Consider the following 23,342-nt stretch of genomic DNA (forward strand, 5'->3'; position numbering starts at 1 on the left):
TTAAAACAGCAAGGAGAGAAGCGTATGGATAATAAAAATTCATTTCCGAATTTCGATGATTTTTTTCCGGATAGGAATAATCGAAATCAACAGGGTGACGGGAATAGGCCGAGACCCTTCCTATTCTATATTTTTGTTGCATTGATTATTACTCTGCTCTTAAACAGCTTTGTTTTTCCGGCGATTAAGCAGGCGCGGATAGAGAGCAGTACTTATTCCGACTTTCAAAAGGCGGTAGAGGATAAGGAAGTCAAGGCGGTAGAGCTGGGACAGGACAGCATCAAGTACGAAGTGGAAAAGGATGGAAAAACGACCATCTATAGTACTACAAGAATCAAGAATGAATTTACGGAGGCCCAAGTTTTAAGCGAGCTTACAGCGCAGGGAGTAAAGTACAATGAGACTCTTCCTGTGGAAAATAATTTCCTTTTGAATTTTATCTTTTCCTGGATTGTTCCTTTACTTCTTTTCATGGCAGTTGGAAATTGGCTCTCTAAGCGCATGACTTCTGCGATGGGCGGCATGGGAGGCGGCGGAGGCTTCGGTCTTGGCGGCTTCGGAAAGTCCAATGCAAGAGAGTATGAGAAGAAAGATGACAGTATTCGTTTTAAGGACGTAGCCGGAGAGGACGAGGCGAAGGAGCTTCTTACCGAGATGGTGGATTATTTAAACAATCCGGACAAATATTCGAAAATCGGTGCGAAGATTCCAAAGGGTGCTCTCCTCGTAGGCCCTCCCGGAACCGGTAAGACCATGCTTGCGAAGGCCGTGGCCGGAGAGGCGGGGGTTCCCTTCTTCTCCATTTCCGGTTCGGAATTCGTGGAGATGTTTGTCGGTATGGGTGCAGCAAAGGTGCGAGATCTCTTTGATCAGGCAAAGAAGAAGTCTCCCTGTATCATTTTCATTGACGAGATTGATGCCATCGGTAAGAAGAGAGGCGCAGGAGGTTTAGGTGGAAACGACGAAAGAGAACAGACCTTAAACCAGCTTCTTACGGAGATGGACGGCTTTGACAGCTCGAAGGCGATTATTCTTCTCGCGGCAACCAACCAGCCTGACCAGTTGGATCCGGCGCTGCTTCGTCCGGGGCGTTTTGACAGAAGAGTTCCGGTAGAGCTTCCGGATTTCCAAGGAAGAGTGGATATTCTAAAGGTACATGCAAAGAAGATTAAGATGTCCGACAATGTGAATCTGGAGGCTATTGCAAAGGCCGCTCCGGGAGCATCCGGTGCGGAGCTTGCCAATATCATTAACGAGGCCGCTCTTCGTGCCGTTCGTGCCGGAAGAGAAAGAGTGATTCAGTCTGATCTCGAAGAATCTATAGAAGTGGTTATTGCGGGTTACCAGAAGAAAAATAAGGTGATGACGGAGAAGGAAAAGCTGATTGTAGCTTATCACGAGGTGGGACACGCCTTGGTTGCGGCCATGCAGAAGGATTCCGCCCCCGTTCATAAGATTACCATTATTCCGAGAACTTCGGGTGCCTTAGGCTATACCATGCAGGTGGAGGAAGAGGGAAACCATTATCTTTATTCCAAGGAAGAGCTGGAAAATGAAATTGCAACGCTGACCGGCGGAAGATGTGCGGAAGAGCTCATTTTCCATACCTGCACCACCGGAGCTTCAAACGATATCGAGCGCGCTACGAAGTCCGCAAGAGCAATGATTACCCGCTACGGTATGGCAGACAGCATCGGTATGGTGGCGATGGAACAGTTACACAACCAGTATCTTGGAGGAGATGCGACACTGACCGTTTCTCCGGAAACGCAGACGAAGATAGACGAAATGGTTGTAGCACTCGTGAAGAAGCAGCATGATAAGGCATATAAGATTTTGGAAGACAATATCACGAAGCTGCATGAAATTACGAAGTTCCTCTATGAGAAGGAGACCATTTCCGGAGAGGAATTTATGGAGATTCTAAACCGAAAGGAAGTTGATCCTTCTGTAGTGGCAAGAGAAGAGAAGGATACTTTGTTATAAAAGTTTTGTATACGCTTTTGCTCAGTGAAAAGAGTTACGAGAGAGTATTTCCGATTTTTATCTTTGTAAAAATCAGATTTAATGAGTTTCTTGTAACTCTTTTTTATTTTTTGTAAAAGAAAATTATATCCTCTTTTTTGAGGATTTGTGCTAAAGTGGCAGTAAGATGAAAAAGCGTTAAAAATTGAATAATACGATATAGGGAATAAGATTTGCGTATTCAGAAGTGAAAGCTTTGAGGAAATTTCATAGAAAATCGGGGAGAGAGTATGAAAAGAGACCTGGATTATCTTCGTTTGCTTGCGAAGTCCTTTCCGACTGCCAATCAGGCGGCAGCTGAAATCATCAATTTGAAGGCAATATGTGCCCTGCCTAAAGGAACGGAGTATTTCTTTTCCGATCTGCACGGAGAAAGTGAAGCCTTCATTTTTCTTATGCGTTCTGCGTCCGGCGTGATTCGTTCCAAGATTGAAGAGATTTTTTCTCATTTTCTTTCGGAGGATGAGCAGCTTCGCTTGGCTAATTTAATCTATTATCCCAGAGAAACTTTTTTAGATAAGGGAAATACCTTTTTGGAAGACAAGGAGTGGCAGAAAATTACCATTCATCGCTTGGTTGCACTTTGCTTAAAGATTGCCTCAAAGTACACAAGATCCAAGGTCAGGAAGAAACTCCCGAAGGATTTTGCTTATGCCATTGATGAGCTTTTGCATGATGAAGAGGAGGATACAAAGCTATATCACAGAGAAATATTGCAGGGGATTTTAGATGTGGAACGAGGCAGGGAGTTTATCATTGCCCTTTGCGAGCTGATTCAAAATTTGAGTATAGACAGTCTCCACATTATTGGGGATATTTTTGATAGAGGACCGCATCCGGACAGTATTATGGAAGAGTTAATGTGCTTTCATGATGTTGATATTCAGTGGGGGAACCATGATGTGGACTGGATGGGCGCTTTTGCGGGAAATCCTGCCTGCATTGCCAATGTTCTTCGCATTGCCACATCTTACAACAGTTTTGATGTCCTGGAAGACGGCTACGGCATCAATCTTCGTCCTCTATCCATGTTTGCTCAGGAAGTGTATGGAAATGATCCTTGTAGCTCATTTTATCCGCATCTTTGGGATAAGAATATTGCGGATTCGGTAGAGCCGGAGCTTGCTGCGAAGATGTGTAAGACCATCAGTGTGATCATGTGGAAGGAAGAGGGGCAGCTCATTCAAAGGCATCCGGAGTATGGTCTTACGCATAGGATGCTCCTTCATAAAATCAATCCCGAAAAAGGAGAGATTGAATTGGAGGGAAAGATTTATCCTTTAAAGGATTGTCATTTTCCGACAATCAATTGGGCGGATCCTTATGTTTTATCGGAAAAAGAGCAGGAGCTTATGGATACGCTTGTTTACAGTTTTACACATTCCAAGATGCTGAAAAAGCATATTGATTTTTTCTTTACCCATGGTTCCATGTATAAGATTGTGAATCACAATATTTTATATCATGGCTGTATTCCGATGACGGAGGAGGGGGAGTTTTTATCGATTTCCACAAGAGACGGGGAAGTTTCGGGAAAGCGTCTTATGGATTACTGTGAACAGAAGTGCATCGAAGCTTATTTTATGAATAGGGAAATGGATCCGAACGGGAAGCTCTATGCCACGGACTTTTTCTGGTATCTTTGGTGCGGTCCGAAGTCCCCTCTTTTCGGTAAAGATAAGATGTGTACCTTTGAACACTGTCTCATTGAAGATCCGGAAACCCATAAGGAAAGCTACAATGCGTATTATAAGTGGATTGAAAAGGAAAGCTATGTAGATAAAATTATCGAGGAATTTCGTGAAAATCCGGAGCTTTCCCATATTATTAACGGCCATGTTCCTGTGAAGAGTAAGAAAGGCGAGAGCCCGATCAAGGCTTCCGGAAAACTTTTTATTATAGATGGCGGGATTTCCAAGGCCTATCATTCTAAAACCGGTATTGCCGGCTACACTTTGATTTATGATTCGAAGCACTTGTCTTTGGCGGAACACAAAGATTTTCATAAGGGGGAAGAAAATACACCGGATATACGGGTGGTAGAAAGGATGAAAGGTAGAATTCGGATTGGAGAAACCGATAAGGGGGTAGAACTTCGACAGCAGATGGAAGATCTTTGGGAGCTGTTGGAGGCTTATGGAAATGGAGAACTGAAGGAGCAGTATAGCGGAAAATAAAATGTTTTATTCATTGGAGGACAAATCGAAAGAGCTAGAGGTGAAATAAGAAAAGAATAAAAAAATGAATATAAATTATACAAAGAATAAATCATAAACTTCATTGCAAAAGGGAATCTTCTTGACGCACTATAAATAGAGGTATAGTATTTAGTTAGCATAAGCTAACCATCAAGGAGGCAGTATGAATGGAGAAATGATAGAAGAGGGAAAAAATAAATGGAACAATTCTCGTCCTACGGAAAATCCCCGTCATGATGGAAAAGCACCTTCTCCGATTCTTTGGGCCCTGTCTCAGACGGGCTCTCACAAGAGGGAATATGTAAAAAGCGTACTTTTCGCCATCATCGGGGTGGCTTTTTCCCTTGCCCCGTATTTTGTTATGGTAGAAATTGTAGACGGCCTGATGAGTGGCAACCGGGACTTCTCCTTCTACCTTGGGAAATGTCTTATTACAGCGCTCCTTTGGATAGGGAGAGTCCTTTTTCATTCCCTTTCTACAGGAAAAAGCCATGCGGCGACCTTTGCGGTTCTCGGGGAGATTCGAAAACGTTGCACGGAAAAGCTCCTCCGTATGCCCCTAGGTGCCGTGCAGGAGCAAAGTTCCGGAGCCTTAAAAAGCACGATCATCGAGCGGATTGACAGTATGGAGACCACGCTCGCGCATATTGTGCCGGAATTCACAGCGAACCTTCTGATTCCCCTTTGTATTCTCCTCTATATTTTTAGTCTGGATTGGAGAATGGGACTTGCCGAGCTTCTTACTCTTCCTATCGGACTCGTAAGCTTTGCCGTCATGATGGGTGGCAGTCAGAAGTTTTATGAGCATGCCGTAGAATCCACGAAAACCTTGAACAATACCTCCGTGGAATATATCGGAGGGATTCAGGTCATCAAAGTCTTTGGAAAAACAAAGTCCAGTTACGCACGCTTTGTAAAGGACGCTTATGAAGCGGCAAACAGCTACATTTCTTGGATGCGATACTATATTCTCCCTATGACCTTTTCTCTTGCCGTCATGCCGGCAACCCTCCTCCCCGTTCTTCCGATTGGGGGAATTTTGGTTCGTAGCGGAACGCTTAGCAGCAATCACTTTGTGATGATTCTCATTCTTTCCGTAGGACTTGTTACCCCTCTTATCACTTTGATGAGCTATGGCGATGATTTCCAAACCATGGGAACCATTATGGGCGAGGTAAGAGCTCTTCTGAATGCCCCGGAAATGGAGCGCCCGAAAGAGGGAGATTCTCCGGAGAAAAACGACCTGGCGCTTCGCGATGTCCATTTTTCCTACAAAGAAAAAGAGGTATTGCACGGCATTTCCATGGAGATTCCGGAAGGAAGCTTCGTTGCCCTGGTTGGCCCGAGCGGTAGCGGAAAGAGCACGATTGCAAGGCTGATTGCCTCGCTTTGGGATGTAGAGAAAGGCGATATTTTCCTGGGAGGAAAGGATATCCGGGAGATTCCGCAGGAACTCTACTCTGAAAAGTTCGCCTTCGTCTCTCAGGATAACTTTCTGTTTAATAGGAGCGTGCGGGAAAATATCCGACTGGGAAATCCCGCCGCAACGGACAGTGAGGTGGAAGAAGTTGCGAGGAAGGCCGGCTGCCATGATTTTATCCTCTCTCTGGAGAAGGGCTATGATACGCTCGTAGGAAACGCAGGCGGCCATCTTTCGGGCGGCGAGCGCCAGAGAATTTCCATAGCAAGAGCCATGTTAAAAGCCGCTCCCATTGTGATTCTTGACGAGGCGACCGCCTATACCGACCCGGAAAATGAAGCCCTGATTCAGCGTTCTGTCTCCAAGCTCACCGAGGGAAAGACCTTGATTGTCATTGCGCACCGCCTAAGCACCATCGTTGATGCAGATAAAATCTTCGTTATAGAGGACGGAAGAATCAATGACTCCGGAACCCATGAAGAACTCTTATCTCGAGGAGGACTGTACAGCGCGATGTGGAAAGCGCATGAGGAGGTGAAGGACAATGCTTAGTATCATTCGTCATTTCTTTCAATTTTGCGGAGTGGAAAACCGCAGGAAATTTACCCTTTCCCTTTTTCTCGGAGTTGGTGACGCTTTTTTCAACGCCTTAAAAATTCCCGCTATTGCTGTAATGCTAAAGGCTCTTCTCGCTTCCGAAATCCGCATGGAGGACATTTTCCTAAGCCTCGGCATCATGCTTCTCAGCATCCTCGGCATCAGTCTTATCAAGTCGAAAAGCATGATGTTGCAAACCGAAGCGGGCTACGATACCTGTGCAAGGAAAAGGGTGGAAATCGCGGAACACCTTCGTTACCTTCCCATGGGGTATTTTAATCAGAATTCCCTCGGGCAAATCAGCTCTGTCGCAACGAACACTATGCAGATGCTGGAAGGTTTAGCTACCCGTGTGATTATGCAGGTTTCGGAAGGCTTGCTTACCACAAGCCTCATCATTCTCATGCTCTTTTTCTTTGACTACCGTATCGCTCTCGTCCTGCTTACCGGCTTTGTTCTCTTCCTCTTTTGTAACAGTGCTCTGCAAAAGGCAGCCGGAAAGCTTTCCGGACGAAAAATCGAAGCCGAAGCCTCTCTTGTGGAAAAGGTGCTCGAGTACCTCCAAGGTATGGCGGAGGTCAAGGCCTACCATTTAAGCGGAGAAAAGAGCCGGGAGCTAAACGAGGCCATTCATGAAAATGCACAAATCAACACGGAAATGGAGCTTTCCTTTATCCCGATAATGGCTCTGCAAAGCCTTATTGCGAAGCTAAGCGGAGTCGCCATGGTGCTCTTTTCCTGCCTCTTCTACTGCGCAGGCAGTATGTCCTCCTTAAATGCCATTATCATGGTCATCTCCGCTTTTATTGTAAATGCGAGTCTGGAAAGTGCCGGAAGCTATTCCGCCCTCCTCCGTATCGTGGAAATGAGTGTGGACAGAGCTGAAGAAATCCTTCGTACCCCGCAAATGAGTATTTCGGGAGAGGAGATCGAGCCGAAAAAAAGAGACATCTCTGCGGAAGAACTTGCCTTTTCCTATGATCAGCGCTTAATCATAGACGGAGTATCATTGGAAATACCCGAACACACGACGACAGCCATTGTCGGACCGAGCGGCAGCGGAAAAACCACCTTGGTCAGTCTTCTTTCACGTTTCTGGGATCCGGAAAAGGGAAGGGTATTGCTCGGCGCACGGAATGTCAAGGATTACGACATGGACAGCCTTATGGCGAATTTCAGCTTCGTCTTTCAGAATGTCTATCTCTTCCACGACAGCATTTTGAACAATATCCGCTTCGCCCGTCCGGAAGCTTCTTTAGAAGAAGTCATTGCGGTTTCCAAGAAGGCCTGCTGTCACGACTTTATCACTGCGCTCCCTGACGGCTATGACACTGTAATCGGAGAAGGTGGCGCCTCTCTTTCCGGCGGAGAAAAGCAGCGAATTTCCATTGCCCGTGCCATGATGAAGGACTCGCCCGTCATTTTCCTGGACGAAGCAACCGCAAACGTGGATCCGGAAAATGAAAACGAGCTGATGCGTGCCATTTCCTCTCTCACAAAAGAAAAAACCGTGATTCTGATTGCCCATCGCTTAAAAACCGTTTCCAAGGCAAATCAGATTCTGGTTCTCGATCACGGTAAAATCGTGCAAAGCGGAAGTCATGAAGAACTCCTTAAGGAAGACGGCCTGTACAGGGATTTTATTCAGGAAAGAAAAGAGGCGGTCAGCTGGAAGGTCAGAAAATAAAAAATGCAGTCTTCCTTTTGGGAGGACTGCATTTTTTCTGCCTCGAAAAACCTAATAGCGGTTTTAATGATATACCTCAAAAAATATTACAACAGCTTTGCCAGTAGGCCGTAGCTGATTAAAGACATAATGCAACTTGCCAGAAGGATTCCCAGAAGAATGGAAAGAAGTGACTTTTTTCTATCCATTTTGAGGAGACTGGCAACCATGGCACCGGTCCATGCACCCGTTCCGGGAAGAGGGATTCCGACGAAGAGTGCTAAGCCCCAGAAATCGTACTTTTCAACACTTTCCCTATTTGCATCCACTTTTTTTCGGAACCAGTTCGCTATCGGTTTTGTGTAGGAAAAACTTTCTAAAAAAAGAACCAGCCTGGAGAAAAAGAAAAGCACAAAGGGAATGGGGAGTATATTTCCGATAATCGCAAGGCACAGAGCCTGTACATAGGGGATTTTCAAAAGAGACGCGGCAATCAGTCCTCCGCGGAGCTCAATAATCGGCATGATAGAGAGGATAAATACAATGGATTCTTTTGACAGATACTGCCCCATAATCCGTGTAAAAAATGTAATAAAACTTTCCATATTTCCCTTTCTCCCTTGCTTGAATGACCCTATAACTTATGCTAGAATCTAACAATGGTGCGCTTTGTTTCGATGATTTATGGAGTGTATCGGATAGCAAAGCAGGAGTCAAGATAGTTTCACAGATTGTTCATATATAGATTGGATAGGTAAAACCGATTTTCAAAAGGAGTACTATGATAGACTTTGAAGAGGAAATTCAAAGATTTAAACCGAGTTTGGATGTGGACCAACTGGAAGATGCCATCTTAAAGGTGGATTTAACGGATATGAATGATTTAATGACGCAGTTATTTGAGGATGCCATGAAGAAGGGAAATACCCAATGAAATATGACATCACCTTAGAAAGAATTGCCAATTGTTATTATAACTTGGGATTGGAAAGAGCCAGACTAAGGGATTTGAGCGGTGCGGCAGAGTTATTAAAGAAGGCCTTACATTATGATAAGTATCAGAGAGAGGCAAGAAATTTACTCGGCCTCATCTTTTTTGAGATGGGAGAAGTGGCGGACGCTTTGGTACAATGGGTTATCAGTATGAATCTTTTACCTGAAGACAATCTTGCTGATTATTACTTGGATGAGATTCAAAGGAAACCGGCAATTCTTCGTATCTGTTCCGACAATGTAAAACGCTATAATCAAGCGTTAGATTATGCCCAGCACAATAATGAAGATCTTGCGGTATTTCAGCTGAATCAGGTTATTGCCGATAGTCCAAACTATGTGAAGGCGCACATACTCCTGGCACTTTTGTACATGAAAAGAAGTGATTGGGTTAAGGCGGGAAAGAGTCTTTACCTTGTTTTGAAGATTGATCGAAATAATCCCAAGGCTTTGGTGCTTATGGATATTGTCAAGAAAAATACGGGAAGGGCGGAAATAGAGCAGAACAGACTGAAGAATGTATTTTCCCACAGGAAGATGACGGATGATGATGTTTTGATTCCGCAGGAGATCAAGCAACTTTCTCCCTGGTCCGTTTCTTTGCTTCTTGTTTTGGGAGCGGTAATCGGTCTTTTTGTGTATTATCTTATGATGCTTCCTGCGGGAATTCGCAGTGCCAATACCAAGAACAATCAGGAATTGATTTCATATACGGAGAAGCTGGACGCGGCCAACCAAAAGCTAAGCAATATGGAAGAGCAGAACAGTAAATTACAAAAGGATTATGATGAAGCGAAGGCAAGTCTGGATCGGTATGAGAACCAGAACGCTTCTTTCATGGCACAATATCAAAGCCTTGTCAATATCAACAATGCTCTCTCCACCGGAGATATACTGACTGCCGCGGACGCTTATATAAAATTGGATCCAAGCAGTATCACGGATGAAAGTCTGCAAAACATGCTTAGCTCCGTAAAGTCGCAGATGGAAGGAAATGTATTTCAACGTTTGCAGGAGCTGGGAACGGCGGCATGGAACTCCGGAAAAACGGAGGAGGCGTTACGCTATTACAGCTTAAGTGTACAGATCCGAAGAGAAGCGGAAAATTTATTCTTACTGGCAAGATTGCAGCAGACCATGGGAAATACTGCAGAGGCAAACCAAAACTTTGATGCCGTTGTAGGTGAGTTCCCCGGTTCTCCCTATGCAGAACGTGCAAGAAGCGCAAGAGGATATTAATGTTAAAAAAGAGCAAGATTATTGCTATGACCAAGTTGGCAATCTACGAAAAGCATAAAGGAGAGGAAGCTCTTGAGATAACCCGATATTATAGGGAAGATTACATTTCCAATCGGATACTGCAGGGCATTATTCGTTATACGGCAGTTTTCTTCCTCTTATCTCTTATGTATCTTTTAATGCAGGGAGAGGACTTGCTCATGAAGATGAGTTTTCCTTTTTTGATTAGTTTAGGACGGCGGGCTGTACTTTTTTATCTTTTGGGCTTAACTTTTTTTGTAGCAGTTTTTCTCTTCTTTTCTTACTTTTCTTACGAGAAAGCAGTGGAAGTGAGAAAACAGTATGAGCAAAGCTTGGAAGAAATCCTATCTCTCAGTTATTCTTTTGCTAAAGACAAGAAGAGCAGTGTAAGGGATAAAACAGAGGAGAGCAGTACGAAAACAGCAAAAAAAGAAGTACAGGATATCATTCTGCAGATGAAAAAAGAGGGAGAACGTTTAGAGTTCACACCTCTTTATGGTAGGGATAGACAGGAGCGAGGCAGTAAGGAAGGAATTGCTATAGAAAGAGCGCCTAAAGAAAGTCAAGTGAAAAACGGCAAAGAAACCAGTTCTAAAAAAGCATTGCAGAAGATAGATTTGGAAAAACGAACCGAGAATGAGAACTGGTTGGATGAAGAAGATTGGCTGGATGAGTAAGGGAGAAAAAGATGGATAATATGAGGCAGTATCGGGAAGCTATACAAAAGATATATGGGAAAAATGACTATTGGATTGTTCCGATTTTTCGTTCTCTTTTTTCCATGTTTCTTCTCTTTTCCCTTAACCGTTATCTAGGGATGACTGGAAAGACGGGGAATCCTCTTGTGATTCTTGTACTTGGACTATTGTCCTTTTTCTTACCCTTTTCTTTTGTGCCCTGCCTTGCCGGGCTTTACTTACTTTACTATTTTTATACGAAGTCATTGTTGCTCTTGGGGATTGGGGGATTGTTTTTTGTTTTAATCTTTATCATTCAAAGCAGTGTAAGGGGAAAGTATGCTATTTTAATAGCGGCAATGCCTCTTTGCTTTTTTTTGGGTATACCCTATTTTCTTCCTCTGCTTGTAGGACTTTCTATGGGGCTTTCCGCAGTTCTTTCTCTTTCTTTGGGTATTCTTGTTTATTATTTTTTGCAATTCATTCGAGAATATAAAGAGCAATTCATTTTATCAGGTGATCTTTTGGATCAATTTGAAGGTTTATCCAAAAAAATGGCGCCCTTATTACACAACAAGGAAATGATTGGTATGTTTGTCTTGTTTACTTTGGCGGCCTTGGCTATTTATATTATTCGAAATTTTAGTTTTAATTACTCTTGGATTATTGCCTTAATAACGGGAATTTGCGTGGAGGGACTGGTATTCTTTGTTTTGCCTTTTCTTTCCGTTAAGATGAATATAGGGTTAAGTTTACTTTCCTATCTTTTCTCCATCCTTTTTAGCGTGATTGCTTTGTTTTTCTTTCGGGATGCGGATTATCGGGGAACGGAATTTGTACAATTTGAGGATGATGCTTATTATTACTATGTAAAGGCAATTCCGAAGAATAAAGCGTAGTTTAAAGAGTATGGTTTTGTAGGAGGGTGTGGGAAGTGAGTGCATTTATAAAAATGAAGGGCTGGATCAGTCTTCTTCCGTCTTTCAGTTTCACGGGAGTCATAGAGATAGCTATACTTGCCGCTCTTATTTATATCATTCTCCTTTGGATAAAAAATACCAAGGCTTGGCAGCTTTTAAAGGGAATACTCATCATCATTCTTTTTACGGCCTTTGCCGTATTTTTCCGCCTGACTACCATTGTTTGGTTGATTGAAAGGCTTTCTACCGCTGCAATTATCGCTATAGTTGTCATTTTTCAGCCGGAACTTCGTAAGGCTTTGGAACAGCTTGGTTCTAGAAACCTAATCAGTCAATTTAGAGGCTTGGATACAAGGCAAAACACGCATATTAATGAAGAACTGATTGCTGCCTGCAGTACGATGTCGGAGCATAAGACCGGTGCTTTGATTGTGATAGAGCAAACACAGAGTTTGGAAGAAATCGAAAAGACGGGAATCTATGTAGACGGAATCGTAACGGCAGCCCTGCTTATCAATATTTTTGAAAAAAATACACCGCTTCATGACGGAGCGGTAGTGATTTCCCATGATAGAGTGACTTCTGCGACCTGTTATCTTCCTCTTTCTGATGCGGAGATTTCCAAGGCGTATGGAACGAGACACAGAGCCGCTCTTGGTATATCAGAGAATTCAGATGCCATCACTTTGGTTGTTTCTGAAGAAACGGGAAGAATATCCGTAGCCAGTGAAGGAAAACTCTATCGTATCAGAGAGCCGGAGGAACTCTTGAAGTATCTGCCAAAGGAAGAGAAGGAAGGAGAAGAACGGAAGTCCATCTTTTCCCGAATTTTTTCTAAGGAGAAAAAGAAGGAGCAGTCATGAAATTTTTTAAAGGAAATATAAATTTAAAACTATTCAGCGTTTTTTTGGCTCTACTTCTTTGGTTGATTGTTTTTAATATTTCCAATCCGGAACAAAAAGGAAGCCGGAATGTAGAGTTAAATATTTTAAATCAGGATGTTTTTTCGTCGGAAAATAAAACCTGGGAAGTGGATAGAGAGACCATTACAATAAGTTATACGGTTCGAAGCAATAAGGCATCATCCGTGAAAGCTTCAGACTTTAATGTTTATATTGACTTGAATGACTATTCCATTACCGGTTCCGTGCCGGTATATGTTGAGCTGAAGAATCCGGAAAATTCTGCCAGTATACAGGATATTGTAGCTCGTCCGTCTGTAGTCCATGTCAGTGTGGAGGATTTACAAAGAAAGAAGTTTACGCTGACAACCCATAGGAGCGGTAAGGAAGAAGACGGATATGTGGTTGCTTCTATTCATACGGAACCGGACACGATTTATGCAACCGGACCGGAGTCTACCATTGGAAGAATCTCTTCGGTGGGTTTACTGATTAATGTTGATGGGCTGAACAAAACAACCAGTGGAAAAGGAAAGGCTGTTTTTTATGATGCAAACGGAAAAACCATCGATTCTTTAGGGAATGTTACGCTTTCTCAAGAAGAGGTGGATTATACCGTAGTGATTCACAAGAAAAAGGACTTGAAGATTGCAGTGAATGCTACAGGCGTACCGCAGAGCGGTTACAGTTTGGAAAACTTGGATATCTCACCTAAGACTGTATCCGTTTCCGGAAATGAGAGCCTTTTAGAAAGTATAAATAGTATTGATCTTCCGCCTTTAGATATTTCCGGAATGAGCAGTGATGTACAAAAGGTATATTCTTTGGATGACTATCTTGCAAAAGGCGTTTCGCTTACGGAACCGAATAATACCGTGACCGTTACGGCTAGGCTGAAGAAAAATGCGGAAACCACGGAGGAAAGTACTACAGAATCCAAGGAAGAGAGCAAGTCTACAGAAGAAAGTACTACAGAATCCAAGGAAGAGAGCAGTTTTGGAAGTGAAGAAGGAAGCGACGGAAAAGCAAGTATCAAAAATAGTTCTTCTGCTGAGAAAAAAGCTTCAGTAGAGGAGAGTCGTCAAAGTACGCAGGAAGGGAAAGCTTCTGTGACAGAGAACAAAAGCCCATAGTAGCAGGATATTATTGCATGAGAATATTTAAAATACTTGGAATATACAGCATCCTATATTTTTTGGCCTATCTGGCAAAAAAATTCGGCCATGCGGGGGTTTCTTCTATACTTTTTCTGTTTTTAGCCCTGTTTTTATATTTTGTCGAAAAAAAAGAAGAGAAGAGTAATCTTCCTCTTTGCGGACTTTTTGCTTTAGGCTTACTCGGTGGAGAGGGGATAGCGGTTTTACAGCTCAGTACCCTCTCTTCTTCGTGGACTATGGAAAGCTGGCTCAGTTTTTATTTGGCATATTTTATTTTTTATTTGCTGTACTATATAGTGAAAAAACTTGCTTTTCACAAGAATTTGCAATCTGAAGCACTTAGCATTTCCAATCCATTTTCTAGCGGGAATGAAAAACAAATAGATATTCCTATTAAGGATGAGAGAAAGAAGCAGAGGGAATTATTGTCCTTTTTAAAACTCTGTATTCTTGTTCTACTGGGTATTTCCTATCTCTGTTTTTTTATTGAAGCAAAGGTCTTAGGGTATATCCCTTTGTTTACGGAGCATACTCCTCATGCCTACTCTGCATTTCACTTAAAAGGACTGCATTATTTCACGACTCTTTTTGTACTGGTGCCGATGCTTTTGCCCTTTCTCATGAGATTGGAGAAGAGAATTACTGCTTTCGGATTAATCAGTTTTTTTCTTTCGCTTCTGCTACCGATACTTTTAGTCTCCCGTTTCCAGCTCCTTTTTTCTATGGCACTGTATATTTTGTCTTTGTTGTTGCTGGGTTATTCTTTACAATGGAAGAAGGCTCTTCTTTTATTTCTTTTTTTACTTACTGCATACATTGTTTTGACAGTGGAGAGGGCACACTCCGTATCTTACCTTCTGGATATTTTTGCAATGAAAAATAAAAATATTCCGATCTTTTTCGTGCAACCATATATGTACATTGCGAATAATTATGAGAATTTTAATCTCTTGACAAAGGAAGTGGAAAGTCATTCTCACGGCTTTAGAATGGCATATCCATTCCTGACCTTATCAGGATTGAAATATTTCGTGGATTTACCGCTCTCCTATCCTTTATACCTTACCAAGGAAGAGTTGAGTACCTTGGGAATTCTCTATGATGCATATTATGATTTTGGGATTCTCGGAGTTGGAGTTTTTTCTGCAGTGCTGGGGAGTTTGGCTGCGATCCTAAGCTCCCTTATGAAACGGAAAGACAATCCCTTTCTTCTTGGGATTATTGCCCAATTTGCATTTTATCTATCCCTTTCGTTCTTTACAACTTGGTTTTCCAATGCATCCAGTATTTTTTATTTCGGAATCAGTCTCTTTTTTACTATGCTTTGGCAATGGAAAAAGCAGAGGCTGGACAAAGATAAAGCCGGTCAAATGGAAGGAGAGCAATAAAATGAAGAGAATAGGACTGTTGTTGTATCGGATCTGTTTTCCGCTTGTTTTAACCGCTATCTTTTTGATTCTGATTCCCAGATTGCTTCTGTTCTTTCTGCCTTTTTTCTTGGGAGCAATTTTAGCAGTGCTTGCATCCCCGATTATCCATTTTGTTTCGAAAACTTTTCCCGGAATTAAAAAAGAACATTGGACAGTTTTGATTATTGTATTCTTGTTTGTTATTGTCTTGGGGCTGTTGTATCTCTTATTTCTTTTGGGGGGGCCTTTTCTTTCTGTAAAAATGGCGGGCTTTCCGGAATATCTCCTCTCTGCAAAAAATATGGCATTGGATAGTCTGGAGAAGGTGAGACAATTGCTACCGGAAGGTTTTCAGGAGATTTTCGCGAATATGCCGAAAAAAATGGAAGGATATGGAAAAAATATACTGCGCAGTTGGTCATCTCCCGCTATCCGTTTATCCTTGCATCTGGTTGGAGGTCTACCGGAACTTGTGCTCTACTTTGTTATCATGATTTTATCCTCCTTTTCCTTTGTGAAAGAAGGAAGAGGAATCCTTCAAGGTTTACAAAAGATAGTGCCGGAAAGCTTTAGTCGTTACGGAAAGCTTTTAAGAGAAGATGGGAAAAAGATTATCAAAGGATATATTCTTGCACAGATAGAAATCATGTTTTGTGTTTTTTTACTCCTTGCAATAGGTTTTAGCTTTTTGAGGGTGCCCTATGGGGTTTTACTTGCCTTCCTTACCGCTTTTTTAGATGCACTTCCGATTTTTGGAGTCGGATTTATCATGTGGCCATGGATGCTTTTCATTCTAATACAGGGGCGTTTTGGCTTCTTTGCCGTCTTGCTTGTATTATATCTTTTGACACAAGTGATTCGACAGTTTTTGCAGCCGAAGATTATCGGAGAAGCGATTGGTCTTCCTCCTCTTTTGGCTTTACTATTCCTGTTTCTCGGGTATAAGTTTTATGGCTTGTCCGGTATGGTGCTGGCATTACCGGTCGGCATGCTGCTTCTCCGTTTTTATCATTATGGAGCTTACGACGGTTTAATTTTGGCAAGTAAAGAATTGAAGGAAATCTTGGTCAAAGCCCTTTATCAATAGGAGTAATGGAGGAGTTTATGCATTTACCCGAGGTGTTTTTAGAAAGAATGCGAAAATTGTTTTCGGATGAAGAGGAGTGGAAGCAATTTCTTCAGTCTTTTTCGGAGGAGCCGAAACGGGGAATCCGTGTAAATACACAAAAGTTAAGAGAAGCGAAGAAACACGGATTTTCTTTTTCGGATTGGAAAAAGGACTGGAACTTGATTCCCTTGTTTTCTTTTAATTACTCTGATTGTGAGGAAGAAAAAGGAGAGAGAGGTTTAGTAGAAGATATACAGAACAATGTTCCGGAAGACTTGCAAGAAAATTCGTCGGAAATTTTAGAAAAAACAGAGGTAAGAGAATTCCTCGTGGACGAAAGCTATCTTGCGTCGCAGGGGATTACAATCGGACGAGACCCTTATCATGAAGCCGGGCTTTACTATATTCAGGACCCTTCGGCAATGGAGGTCGTTCCGCATATGGAGATACGCCCCTTTGATCGCTGTTTGGATCTCTGTGCCGCACCTGGAGGAAAAAGCATGCAAATAGCTGACCGATTGGACAGTAAGAGAGGCGGGTTCCTTCTTTCCAACGAATATGTGGGGGAAAGGGCAAGAATTCTTTCGAAAAATGCGGAAAGAATGGGCTATGCTAATCTTTCCGTAGTCAATGAAAGCCCGGCACATCTAGCTGCGTTATACCCCGGTTTTTTCTCCAGAATTTTGGTGGATGCTCCCTGTTCAGGTGAGGGGATGTTCCGAAAAAGTAAAGAGGCAGTGGAAGACTGGTCGGAAGAGCTTGTGGAAAAATGTGCTCTTCGCCAAAAGGAAATACTTCGGGAAGCCTTCACCATGCTTCGAGAAGGTGGAATTCTTGCGTATTCCACCTGTACCTTTGAAAGGACTGAGAATGAAGATATCCGAGAATGGATAGAAAGGGAGAATCCGGATTATCGGCTTTTAATGGAGAAGAGACTGTATTTTCATAACAGCAGTGGAGAGGGGCAGTATTTTGCGGTGTTTAAGAAATCCGGAGAAGAACCTGCAGAAGAGGAGAGAGAGCTTTCTTATACGGTTTTTCAAAAAAACAAAATGATTTTCTGCTATGCCTCACAGCTCCGTCCTTTTTCTGAATTAAAATTATTTAGGCAAGGTATAAGTATTTATGAGGAAGGAAAAAAGGAATGGGAGTATAGTCACGGCTTAAGCCATGCGGTGGATTTGAAGGACATTTTTTCTATCGTGGAACAGCGGAGACCGAAGACGAAATATAGCCTTCTCTATTCCCTTTTCCTAAAAAGAACGGACAGAAGAGTGGAAGACTATCTTTTGGGCAATGAAATCGGAGTAGAAGAGAAAGAAATAGAGGGAATAGGGGAACTTATTGAGGGCAAGGAACATAAGGCGGGAATATCCATTCTCTATTGTGACGGTCTTCCTTTGGGGTTTGGCTATCTTCGAAACGGGCGTCTTCGAAATTTTTATCCCAAAGGATTACGTTATAAAAAATAGGAAAAGAATACGGTCCGGGATTTTTATGGTAAAAGAAAAAAGCTACCATCTGACAAGAAAAAAGGAAAAATCTTTTTGTTAAAAAAATAACGCATAATTTCAATGTTTTGACTTAATCATCTTAAAACCGTCTTAAAATCCCTTGAACTCATATATTTAATCGTTTACAATACCTAAGAATATTGTCTGGACTCAGGAATAGAATGGAGGAGAAATATGGATCAGCGTAGCTCTGCAAGAAATCGCATTGAGTCCTTGCTGGACGCACATAGTTTTGTCGAAATCGGTGCTTTGGTAAGAAGTCGAAGTACGGATTTTGTTCAGGAGGGAAAAAAGGAAGCCACGGATGGCGTTATCTGCGGTTATGGCAGTATATCCGGAAAGCCGGTGTATGTTTATGCCCAGGACGGAAATATTCTTTCGGGTTCTTTGGGAGAAATGCACGGTAAAAAGATTGCGCAGCTTTATGATATGGCACTGAAGATGGGGGCTCCGGTTTTGGAACTTTTGGATTCCAGCGGAATTCGTCTGGAGGAAGCGACAGATTCTCTTTTTGCTCTTTCCCGTATTTATGAGAAGAAGGCAAAGGCAAAGGGGTTGATTCCCTTATACTCTGTTGTTTACGGTCAGGCAGGCGGAGCAATGGCAGTGCTTGCTTCTCTTTCTGATTTTAGCTTTATGGAGAATAAGGACGGCAGATTGTTCTTAAACGCTCCCGATGCGGTGAAAGGCAATAAAAATGATGATTTTGCAAAGGCTAAAGCACAGGAAGAAGCCGGCAATCTGGATTTTTCCGGAACGGAAGAAGAATTGATTACCGAAATTCGCAAAGCCTTTTCCTTCTTGCCGGCAAACAATGAAGATGAAGCCTATAATGAAGACGTGGAAGACAATTTAAATCGTGCAGTGGACGGATTTTTTACAATGCCTGCAAGAGAAGCACTTAGCACACTTTCCGATGAGGGGGAGATTTTTGAAGTAAGAAGAGCTTACGGAGAGGGTGCAGTTACTGCATTTCTGCGCTTAAACGGACAGACAGTGGGAGGCATTGCAACAACAGGAGAAGCACTTCACTGGAAGGCTGTTGTGAAGATGAATCGTTTCCTTCGTTTCTGTAACAGCTTCTCTATTCCGGTTCTTACTCTTTGTGATACTCCGGGATTTGAGAACTGCAGCTGCAATGAGATGCACATGACCAAGGAAATGGGAGAGCTCCTGTCCGCCTATGGAAATGCTTCCGTACCATTGGTGACTTTGGTAAAAAAGGCAGTCGGTTCTGCAGGCGCTTGTCTTGGCAGTAAGGGCTTGGGAGCGGATTTGGTTTTCGCATATCCGGAATCCGAGATTTCGGTTATGGATGCGAAGTTAGCTGCAAATATTTTATATCCTGATGAGACTTTGGAGGATAGAGAAGAAAAGGCCAAGCAGTTCCTTGAGGAAAAAGGTTCTGCAAAGAGTGCGGCTTACCGCGGATATATTGATGCCATTATCTTACCGGAAGAAACAAGGCAGAGAGTGATTTCCGCCTTTGATATGCTTTACGGCAAGGCGAATTTTGATTTCCATAAAAAATACGGCAGCATCTAAGGGAGGAATTATGAAGAAAATAAAACGATTATTCTTCCTCCTTGCGATTATGCTTCTTTCTCTTTTTCTTTTCTCCTGTAGGAAAAAGAAGGTAGAGACAACGCTGTCTTTAACAGAGGAAGAGCGTTCCGGACTAACCCAGATGATGACCGACTATTTCCTTGAAGTTGAGGGAGAAGACGAGCAGGAACTGGAAGATAGTATTAATCAGGCGTACAAGGCAAAAGAAGAAGTTCTTTACAATGCATTGACAAACTTTAAGAATAACAAAAAAGATTTGGGCAAGTTCCAAAAAGTGGAAAATGTGGAAGTGACAACAGAGGATGACAGTTATGTTATTAATCTGCATGCCGGTTTTGAAAAGAGAGAGTTGATTTTCCATGCGGTCATTCCGGACGGCTACTATCAATTTACGGAATTAAGCTTTAACCCGGTCTATACCATGCAGGAAAAGCTGCTTTCCGCTTTCCAAAATATGATAGTCGGGATGGGAACTGTTTTTGCCGTTTTAATCTTCATTGCATGGATTATCAGTCTTTTTGATCAGGTCCATAAGTGGGAAGTAAGACGGGCAGAGGCTAAAAAAGAAAAAGACCGTCAGGCTTTGGAACTGAAAAAGGAAGAAAAGCTAAGTACAGCAGTAGAGACGAAAAGCATTCCTGCTGTTTTGGAAAAGGAAGAAGGGATTTCAGAGGAACTCCTCAGTATAATTCTTATGGCTGCCGTTAAGGCATACGAAGAAGATTTGGGAAGAAAGAATCCTTTCAGTGGTGCTCGAACTTTGGAAAACGGATTGATTGTACGCTCGGTAAAGAGAAGGAAGTAGAGGTTAAAAATGAAAGCATATACAATTACGGTGAATGGTGTTTCTTATGATGTGACTGTGGATGAAAAAGGAAATGTGGGAAGTGCATCAGCTCCTGCGGCGACTCCCGCGGCAAAGCCTGCAGCACCTATTCCTGCGGCAGCTCCTGTGCAAAAGGCTTCGGCACAGGGAAATATTTCCGTGACTGCACCGATGCCCGGTAAGGTTCTTGCTGTTAAAGTAAATGTGGGAGACAGTGTGAAGAGCGGTACACCGGTTCTGGTTTTAGAAGCCATGAAAATGGAAAATGACATTGTTGCTCCGAAGGATGGAAAGGTAGTAGCAATTCATGTTAACGTGGGAGACAGTGTGGAGTCCGGAGCGGTACTGGTAAGCCTGGAGGGCTAGAACTTAGGAGGATGAATTTATGAATATAGTAGAGACATTTTTAAATCTACTAGAACAAACAGCATTCTTCAGTTTGAGCTACGGGAATTATCTTATGATTCTGGTTGCTTTGATTTTTCTTTACCTGGGTATCGCCAAGGGCTTTGAGCCTCTTCTCATGGTTCCCATTGCGTTTGGAATGTTGTTGGTTAATATTTATCCGGACATCATGTTGAGCCCGGAAAAATCAATAAACGGTACGGGAGGGCTGCTTTGGTATTTCTTCCGTTTGGATGAATGGACGATTTTACCGTCCCTGATTTTCCTTGGAGTAGGAGCACAGACGGATTTCTCGCCTCTTATTGCGAATCCGATTAGCTTTCTTCTTGGTGCAGCTGCTCAATTCGGTATTTATGCGGCATACTTCTTTGCCATTTTTATGGGCTTTAACGGTGCCGCTGCCGCTGCAATCTCCATTATCGGAGGTGCGGACGGCCCGACTTCCATTTTCCTTTGCAACAAGCTCGGACAGACGGCGCTTCTTGGTCCGATTGCGGTTGCGGCATACAGTTATATGTCATTGGTGCCGATTATCCAGCCGCCGATTATGAGAGCCCTTACAAGCAAAGAAGAGAGAATGTGCAAGATGGAACAGCTTCGTCCGGTTTCCAAACTGGAGAAGATACTCTTCCCTATTGTGGTAACGATTGTGGTTTGCCTCTTACTGCCAACCACGGCACCGCTTGTCGGAATGCTGATGCTTGGAAATCTCTTTAAGGAATCCGGTGTAGTAAGACAGCTGACAGATACTGCAGCAAATGCCATGATGTATATTGTCGTTATTTTACTGGGAACTTCTGTAGGGGCAACAACCTCTGCGGAGGCCTTCCTAAACTTGGATACTTTGAAAATCGTATTTTTGGGACTGATTGCCTTTGCCTTCGGCACGGCAGCCGGCGTATTACTAGGTAAAGTAATGTATTATTTATCCGGAAAGAAGATTAATCCCCTTATCGGTTCTGCAGGTGTTTCCGCAGTTCCTATGGCAGCCAGGGTTTCACAGAAGGTGGGATCTGAGTCCGACCCGACCAATTTCCTGCTTATGCACGCTATGGGGCCGAATGTAGCCGGTGTAATCGGTACTGCTGTTGCAGCGGGTGTCTTTATGGCTGTTTTTGGGGTAAAATAAGAAAGGGGAGTTTATGGCTAAAGTTAAAATCACGGAAACGGTGCTTCGAGATGCGCACCAGTCCTTAATTGCCACCAGAATGCCCAGCGAGCTGATGGAGCCGATTTTAGATCAGATGGATGAAGTCGGTTATCACGCTGTCGAGTGCTGGGGTGGAGCAACCTTTGACGCTTGTCTCCGTTTCTTAAAGGAGGATCCTTGGGAGCGTCTTCGGATGTTAAAGAGACATTTTAAGAATACAAAGCTGCAGATGCTGTTCAGAGGACAGAATATTCTAGGATACAATCACTATGCGGATGATGTTGTGGAGTATTTCGTAGAGAAGTCCATTGCAAACGGAATAGATATTATTCGTATCTTCGACTGCTTAAACGATATTCGTAATCTTGAAACTGCGGTAAAGGCTTGTAATAAAGAGGGGGGACACGCGCAGATTGCGCTTTGCTATACTTTGGGAGATGCCTATACTCTGGAATATTGGGAGAATCTTGCAAGAGAGGTAGAAAGCCTCGGTGCCGACTCTCTTTGCATTAAGGATATGGCGGGTTTACTTCTTCCGAAGCAGGCGACAGAGCTTGTTGAAGCCTTAAAGAAGGGAACAAAGCTTCCGATTGAGATGCATACGCACTATACTACCGGTATGGCTTCCATGACCTATTTAAAGGCAATTGAGGCGGGTGCGGATATTATTGATACCGCGTCTACTCCGTTTGCGATGGGAACCTCTCAGCCGTCTACGGACGTTATGGTTGCCGCTTTACAGGGGACGGAATATGATACCGGTTTGGATCTCGATAAGTTGATTGCAATTTCTAATTATTTCCAGCCGTACAGAGAAGAGTGTATTAAGTCAGGACTCCTTTCCACAAAGGTTCTCGGTGTGGATGTTAAGGCACTGAAGTATCAGGTTCCCGGAGGAATGCTTTCAAACCTCATTTCTCAGCTTCACCAGGCCGGAAAAGATGATAAACTGCAGGAAGTGCTGGAGGAAGTGCCAAGAGTGAGAAAGGACTTCGGAGAGCCGCCCCTCGTTACGCCGTCTTCTCAGATCGTGGGAACACAGGCGGTAATGAACGTTATTGCCGGAGAACGTTATAAGATGGTGCCGAAGGAGTCTTATAAGCTTGTAGCCGGGGAATTCGGAAAAACGGTAAAGCCGATGAATCCGGAAGTGGTAGAGAAGATCTTAAAGGGCGAGAAACAGATGACAGACCGTCCCGCAGATCATATTGCACCGCAGCTTAAGAAGTTTGAGGAAGAAGCTAAGGAATGGACGAGACAGCCCGAGGACGTATTGTCTTATGCACTTTTTCCGCAGGTTGCAAAGGACTTCTTTGAATACAGAGATGCACAAAAGAGTGGTGTAGCACTAAGCAGTGCGGACAAAGCCAATAAGGCTTATCCGGTCTAGGCTTTAATAAAAAAAGACAGCATATTGAATCTTCGCGGGGATTGGAATGGGGGATAAAACCTGTTTCGATCTCCGCGAACTTGGCATTTATCCTTCTTTACTCAAGGTCATGGTTTAAATCATTACTTTTATCTGAATTCTTTGTATATGCATTGACGG

General features: G+C 43.0%; 19 protein-coding genes. 18 read left to right on the plus strand and 1 reads right to left on the minus strand.

Going from position 1 to position 23,342, the window contains the following annotated elements:
- Positions 1 to 24: 24 nt before the first annotated feature.
- The 4 genes from ftsH to HMPREF9625_RS07775 all read left to right on the plus strand — a co-directional run bounded on the left by ftsH (position 25) and on the right by HMPREF9625_RS07775 (position 7,927).
- Positions 25 to 1,986, plus strand: a complete 1,962-nt coding sequence (ftsH, locus tag HMPREF9625_RS07760; RefSeq protein WP_009534140.1) for an ATP-dependent zinc metalloprotease FtsH — start codon at positions 25 to 27, stop codon at positions 1,984 to 1,986.
- Positions 1,987 to 2,255: 269 nt separating this feature from the next.
- Positions 2,256 to 4,202: a fructose-bisphosphatase class III gene (locus HMPREF9625_RS07765; protein ID WP_009534141.1), complete on the plus strand. Its 1,947-nt coding sequence runs from the start codon at positions 2,256 to 2,258 to the stop codon at positions 4,200 to 4,202.
- A 184-nt stretch (positions 4,203 to 4,386) separates the two neighbouring features.
- Complete coding sequence (locus HMPREF9625_RS07770; protein WP_009534142.1) at positions 4,387 to 6,195, plus strand: ABC transporter ATP-binding protein; 1,809 nt, start codon at positions 4,387 to 4,389, stop codon at positions 6,193 to 6,195.
- Positions 6,188 to 7,927 carry an ABC transporter ATP-binding protein gene (locus HMPREF9625_RS07775; RefSeq protein WP_009534143.1) on the plus strand — a complete coding sequence of 580 codons (1,740 nt, stop codon included), beginning with the start codon at positions 6,188 to 6,190 and terminating at the stop codon, positions 7,925 to 7,927. The genes HMPREF9625_RS07770 and HMPREF9625_RS07775 overlap by 8 nt, the downstream gene beginning before the upstream one ends.
- A gap of 86 nt (positions 7,928 to 8,013) precedes the next feature.
- Here HMPREF9625_RS07775 and HMPREF9625_RS07780 read toward each other — a convergent pair whose 3' ends face one another.
- Positions 8,014 to 8,511 carry a COG2426 family protein gene (locus tag HMPREF9625_RS07780; RefSeq protein WP_009534144.1) on the minus strand — a complete coding sequence of 166 codons (498 nt, stop codon included), beginning with the start codon at positions 8,509 to 8,511 and terminating at the stop codon, positions 8,014 to 8,016.
- Positions 8,512 to 8,687: 176 nt separating this feature from the next.
- Between HMPREF9625_RS07780 and HMPREF9625_RS11380 the strand changes: the two genes are divergently transcribed.
- The 14 genes from HMPREF9625_RS11380 to HMPREF9625_RS07845 all read left to right on the plus strand — a co-directional run bounded on the left by HMPREF9625_RS11380 (position 8,688) and on the right by HMPREF9625_RS07845 (position 23,183).
- The gene (locus HMPREF9625_RS11380) at positions 8,688 to 8,840 is read left to right on the plus strand and encodes a hypothetical protein (RefSeq protein ID WP_009534145.1); all 153 of its coding nucleotides are present in this window, start codon (positions 8,688 to 8,690) and stop codon (positions 8,838 to 8,840) included.
- Entirely contained in the window at positions 8,837 to 10,138 is a 1,302-nt protein-coding gene (locus HMPREF9625_RS07785; RefSeq protein WP_009534146.1) for a tetratricopeptide repeat protein, read from the plus strand. The genes HMPREF9625_RS11380 and HMPREF9625_RS07785 overlap by 4 nt, the downstream gene beginning before the upstream one ends.
- On the plus strand, positions 10,138 to 10,836 hold the full coding sequence (locus HMPREF9625_RS07790) for a hypothetical protein (protein WP_009534147.1): 699 nt from the start codon (positions 10,138 to 10,140) through the stop codon (positions 10,834 to 10,836). Before HMPREF9625_RS07785 ends, HMPREF9625_RS07790 begins: the two co-directional genes overlap by 1 nt.
- Positions 10,837 to 10,847: 11 nt before the next feature.
- A complete protein-coding gene (locus HMPREF9625_RS07795; RefSeq protein WP_009534148.1) occupies positions 10,848 to 11,735 on the plus strand; it encodes a hypothetical protein in 888 nt (295 codons plus the stop codon).
- Between the two features lie 53 nt (positions 11,736 to 11,788).
- Positions 11,789 to 12,619, plus strand: coding sequence for a diadenylate cyclase CdaA (cdaA, locus tag HMPREF9625_RS07800; protein ID WP_408634646.1), 831 nt, complete (start codon positions 11,789 to 11,791; stop codon positions 12,617 to 12,619).
- Positions 12,616 to 13,791 carry a CdaR family protein gene (locus tag HMPREF9625_RS07805; protein WP_009534150.1) on the plus strand — a complete coding sequence of 392 codons (1,176 nt, stop codon included), beginning with the start codon at positions 12,616 to 12,618 and terminating at the stop codon, positions 13,789 to 13,791. The genes cdaA and HMPREF9625_RS07805 overlap by 4 nt, the downstream gene beginning before the upstream one ends.
- 17 nt (positions 13,792 to 13,808) lie before the next feature.
- Positions 13,809 to 15,203 (plus strand): O-antigen polymerase, encoded by a 1,395-nt coding sequence (locus HMPREF9625_RS07810; RefSeq protein ID WP_009534151.1) that lies wholly within the window; start codon positions 13,809 to 13,811, stop codon positions 15,201 to 15,203.
- Between the two features lies 1 nt (position 15,204).
- Positions 15,205 to 16,311, plus strand: a complete 1,107-nt coding sequence (locus HMPREF9625_RS07815; protein WP_009534152.1) for an AI-2E family transporter — start codon at positions 15,205 to 15,207, stop codon at positions 16,309 to 16,311.
- 17 nt (positions 16,312 to 16,328) lie between these two features.
- Positions 16,329 to 17,804 (plus strand): methyltransferase RsmF C-terminal domain-like protein, encoded by a 1,476-nt coding sequence (locus HMPREF9625_RS07820; protein WP_009534153.1) that lies wholly within the window; start codon positions 16,329 to 16,331, stop codon positions 17,802 to 17,804.
- Between the two features lie 216 nt (positions 17,805 to 18,020).
- Positions 18,021 to 19,391: a carboxyl transferase domain-containing protein gene (locus HMPREF9625_RS07825; RefSeq protein WP_009534154.1), complete on the plus strand. Its 1,371-nt coding sequence runs from the start codon at positions 18,021 to 18,023 to the stop codon at positions 19,389 to 19,391.
- 10 nt (positions 19,392 to 19,401) lie between these two features.
- Entirely contained in the window at positions 19,402 to 20,217 is an 816-nt protein-coding gene (locus HMPREF9625_RS07830; protein ID WP_009534155.1) for an OadG family protein, read from the plus strand.
- Positions 20,218 to 20,226: 9 nt separating this feature from the next.
- Positions 20,227 to 20,604 carry a biotin/lipoyl-containing protein gene (locus tag HMPREF9625_RS07835; protein WP_009534156.1) on the plus strand — a complete coding sequence of 126 codons (378 nt, stop codon included), beginning with the start codon at positions 20,227 to 20,229 and terminating at the stop codon, positions 20,602 to 20,604.
- 19 nt (positions 20,605 to 20,623) lie between these two features.
- Positions 20,624 to 21,772 carry a sodium ion-translocating decarboxylase subunit beta gene (locus tag HMPREF9625_RS07840; RefSeq protein WP_009534157.1) on the plus strand — a complete coding sequence of 383 codons (1,149 nt, stop codon included), beginning with the start codon at positions 20,624 to 20,626 and terminating at the stop codon, positions 21,770 to 21,772.
- Between the two features lie 13 nt (positions 21,773 to 21,785).
- Positions 21,786 to 23,183 carry an oxaloacetate decarboxylase subunit alpha gene (locus HMPREF9625_RS07845; RefSeq protein ID WP_009534158.1) on the plus strand — a complete coding sequence of 466 codons (1,398 nt, stop codon included), beginning with the start codon at positions 21,786 to 21,788 and terminating at the stop codon, positions 23,181 to 23,183.
- Positions 23,184 to 23,342 lie beyond the last annotated feature (159 nt).

Origin of the sequence: Oribacterium parvum ACB1, from assembly GCF_000238055.2 — a bacterium.
GTDB classification, from domain to species: Bacteria; Bacillota; Clostridia; order Lachnospirales; family Lachnospiraceae; genus Oribacterium; species Oribacterium parvum.